This is a genomic window from Shewanella mytili, assembly GCF_046765975.1.
GTDB lineage: Bacteria > Pseudomonadota > Gammaproteobacteria > Enterobacterales > Shewanellaceae > Shewanella > Shewanella mytili.
Genome location: NZ_JBKOUD010000026.1, coordinates 1 through 4056, shown reverse-complemented (window position 1 = coordinate 4056; position 4056 = coordinate 1). Strand labels below are relative to the sequence as shown.

The following is a 4056-nucleotide window of genomic DNA, read 5'->3' as shown; positions in this document are numbered from 1 at the left end:
GGGCTCGAACCGCCGACCCTCTGCTTGTAAGGCAGATGCTCTCCCAGCTGAGCTAATCCTCCATATTGTGTCGTTTCGAAGTGTCTCTCGATCTGACAAATAGTATTATATAACGATAAGATATTGTTTGTAAAGACTTTTTTAAAATAATTTTTGAATTTATTTTAAAGCTGTTTTTTCACCTTTTCGTTAAGGCACCTAAAGAAGTTTACCACTTGTCTCATCTTTTTAAAAGCCTTTTTTTCATTTTTTTATGTTTTTTTGTTAAAAAGAGCACTAATAAGGCTCTAGCACTGCAAAAACAGCAATTTAGAAGCTTTCATATCCTTGTTTTATTTCATATATCTCTGGATAAAAAACATTCAAAAAAGAAATTCTGTTATTATTTTATTTTTCTGAGAAATCTTTTTTGCATAAAAAAGTGTAAAAATAATTACTGGTCTTTACTATTTTTCAACAAATCGTTTCACATTATTTTTTTGCTGCTTCAAACACTCAACAGCTTATCATTATTATTGTTTGTTTCTTTTCTCTTCTTTTAAGTTAAAAATCCAACAATGGCTGACTATCCCCTTTGGGGTGGGGTGCCTTTCTATCTCGTGTCCCTATACCATCACCTCTTTACGTCTATTTAGTCCAAGGAGAGGTTTTCTATGCTTTTAATGACCCTTGATAATTTGAGCTGCTGGTTCATATGATGACTGACGTGTTAAATTGAAGGAACGTAAAGTTGGATTTATTTAGCAATTAGTGAGGGAACAACGTATTCTCACTTTACGAACCTATTATATAGAAGCAAGTCATTCAAAAACACAAAAAAGACCAGTTCCGGCTGGAACTGATCCTTATAGAAGCTTGGCGGCGTCCTACTCTCACAGGGGGAAACCCCCAACTACCATCGGCGCTGAAGAGCTTAACTTCCGTGTTCGGTATGGGAACGGGTGTGACCTCTTCGCTATCGCCACCAAACCTGATGGAGAGAATGTTCTCTCAAAACTAGATAACAATGTTCATGCTTCACATTAGAATATAGGTTAAGTCCTCGATCTATTAGTATCTGTCAGCTCCACGTGTCACCACGCTTCCACCTCAGACCTATCAACCTGATCATCTTTCAGGGATCTTACTTCCTTGCGGAATGGGAAATCTCATCTTGAGGGGGGCTTCATGCTTAGATGCTTTCAGCACTTATCCCGTCCGCACATAGCTACCCAGCGATGCCCTTGGCAGAACAACTGGTACACCAGCGGTGCGTCCATCCCGGTCCTCTCGTACTAAGGACAGCTCCTCTCAAATTTCCTGCGCCCGCGACGGATAGGGACCGAACTGTCTCACGACGTTCTGAACCCAGCTCGCGTACCGCTTTAATGGGCGAACAGCCCAACCCTTGGGACCGACTACAGCCCCAGGATGCGATGAGCCGACATCGAGGTGCCAAACCTCCCCGTCGATGTGGACTCTTGGGGGAGATAAGCCTGTTATCCCCGGGGTAGCTTTTATCCGTTGAGCGATGGCCCTTCCATGCGGAACCACCGGATCACTAAGCCCGACTTTCGTCCCTGCTCGACTTGTAGGTCTCGCAGTCAAGCTCCCTTGTGCCTTTACACTCTGCGAATGATTTCCAACCATTCTGAGGGAACCTTTGGGCGCCTCCGTTACATTTTAGGAGGCGACCGCCCCAGTCAAACTGCCCACCTGACACTGTCTCCCTGCCCGATAAGGGCAGCGGGTTAGAAGGTCAATACAGCCAGGGTAGTATCCCACCGATGCCTCCACCGAAGCTAGCGCTCCGGTTTCCAAGGCTCCTACCTATCCTGTACAAGCTGTACCAACATTCAATATCAGGCTGCAGTAAAGCTCCACGGGGTCTTTCCGTCCTGTCGCGGGTAACCTGCATCTTCACAGGTACTATAATTTCACCGAGTCTCTCGTTGAGACAGTGCCCAGATCGTTGCGCCTTTCGTGCGGGTCGGAACTTACCCGACAAGGAATTTCGCTACCTTAGGACCGTTATAGTTACGGCCGCCGTTTACTGGGGCTTCAATTCGCACCTTCGCTTACGCTAAGCGCTCCTCTTAACCTTCCAGCACCGGGCAGGCGTCAGCCCCTATACTTCGCCTTACGGCTTCGCAGAGACCTGTGTTTTTGCTAAACAGTCGCCTGGGCCTATTCACTGCGGCTTCTCGGGGCTTTAACACCCTAAGAAGCACCCCTTCTCCCGAAGTTACGGGGTCATTTTGCCGAGTTCCTTAACGAGAGTTCTCTCGATCACCTTAGGATTCTCTCCTCGCCTACCTGTGTCGGTTTGCGGTACGGGCACCTCTCACCTCGCTAGAGGCTTTTCTTGGCAGTGTGGAATCAGGAACTTCGCTACTAAATTTCGCTCGCCATCACAGCTCAGCCTTTACGGGAAACGGATTTGCCTATTTCCCAGCCTAACTGCTTGGACGCGGATATCCAATACCGCGCTTACCCTATCCTCCTGCGTCCCCCCATTGCTCAAATGGTGAGGAGGTGGTACAGGAATATCAACCTGTTGTCCATCGCCTACGCCTTTCGGCCTCGGCTTAGGTCCCGACTAACCCTGAGCGGACGAGCCTTCCTCAGGAAACCTTAGGCATTCGGTGGACGGGATTCTCACCCGTCTTTCGCTACTCATACCGGCATTCTCACTTCTAAGCGCTCCACCAGTCCTTCCGGTCTGGCTTCACAGCCCTTAGAACGCTCTCCTACCACTGTTCGTCAGAACAGTCCGCAGCTTCGGTGATACGTTTAGCCCCGGTACATTTTCGGCGCAGAGTCACTCGACCAGTGAGCTATTACGCACTCTTTAAATGGTGGCTGCTTCTAAGCCAACATCCTGGTTGTCTAAGCAACTCCACATCCTTTTCCACTTAACGTATACTTTGGGACCTTAGCTGGCGGTCTGGGCTGTTTCCCTTTCGACTACGGATCTTATCACTCGCAGTCTGACTCCCAAGGATAAGTCATCGGCATTCGGAGTTTGACTGAATTCGGTAACCCGGTAGGGGCCCCTAGTCCAATCAGTGCTCTACCTCCGAGACTCTTACCTTGAGGCTAGCCCTAAAGCTATTTCGGAGAGAACCAGCTATCTCCAGGTTCGATTGGCATTTCACCCCTACCCACACCTCATCCCCGCACTTTTCAACGTGCGTGGGTTCGGGCCTCCATTCAGTGTTACCTGAACTTCACCCTGGACATGGGTAGATCACCTGGTTTCGGGTCTACGACCACGTACTCATGCGCCCTATTCAGACTCGCTTTCGCTGCGGCTCCGCATCTTCTGCTTAACCTTGCACGGGATCGTAACTCGCCGGTTCATTCTACAAAAGGCACGCCATCACCCGTTAACGGGCTCTGACTACTTGTAGGCACACGGTTTCAGGATCTATTTCACTCCCCTTCCGGGGTGCTTTTCACCTTTCCCTCACGGTACTGGTTCACTATCGGTCACTAGGGAGTATTTAGCCTTGGGAGATGGTCCTCCCGGATTCCGACGGAATTTCACGTGTTCCGCCGTACTCAGGATCCACTCTGGAGAGAACAACATTTCAGTTACAGGGCTGTTACCTTCTTTGGCGGGCCTTTCCAGACCTCTTCGCTTATATCATTCCTTTGTAACTCCGTATAGAGTGTCCTACAACCCCAAGAGGCAAGCCTCTTGGTTTGGGCTGTTCCCGTTTCGCTCGCCGCTACTCAGGGAATCGCATTTGCTTTCTCTTCCTCCGGGTACTTAGATGTTTCAGTTCCCCGGGTATGCCTTCTCATACTCTATGTATTCAAGTATGGATACTACTCCATTACGAGCAGTGGGTTTCCCCATTCGGAAATCTCCGGATCAAAGCTTGCTTACAGCTCCCCGAAGCATATCGGTGTTCGTCCCGTCCTTCATCGGCTCCTAGTGCCAAGGCATCCACCGTGCGCCCTTTCTAACTTAACCATTTCTTACTTTAGAAAGAATCACTATGTGTGATGAACTTTGCATTGCATTCAATGTGAATGTATTACTTATTGTTATCTAGTTTTCAAAGAACA

Annotated in this window: 2 rRNA genes; both read right to left on the bottom strand. The window is 48.4% G+C overall.

The features are described 5' to 3' along the window. Positions 1-853: 853 nt before the first annotated feature. A 5S ribosomal RNA gene (gene rrf, locus ACIDEJ_RS15090) occupies positions 854-969 on the bottom strand. A 61-nt stretch (positions 970-1030) separates the two neighbouring features. After that, positions 1031-3961: ribosomal RNA gene (locus ACIDEJ_RS15085) — 23S ribosomal RNA — on the bottom strand. Positions 3962-4056 lie beyond the last annotated feature (95 nt).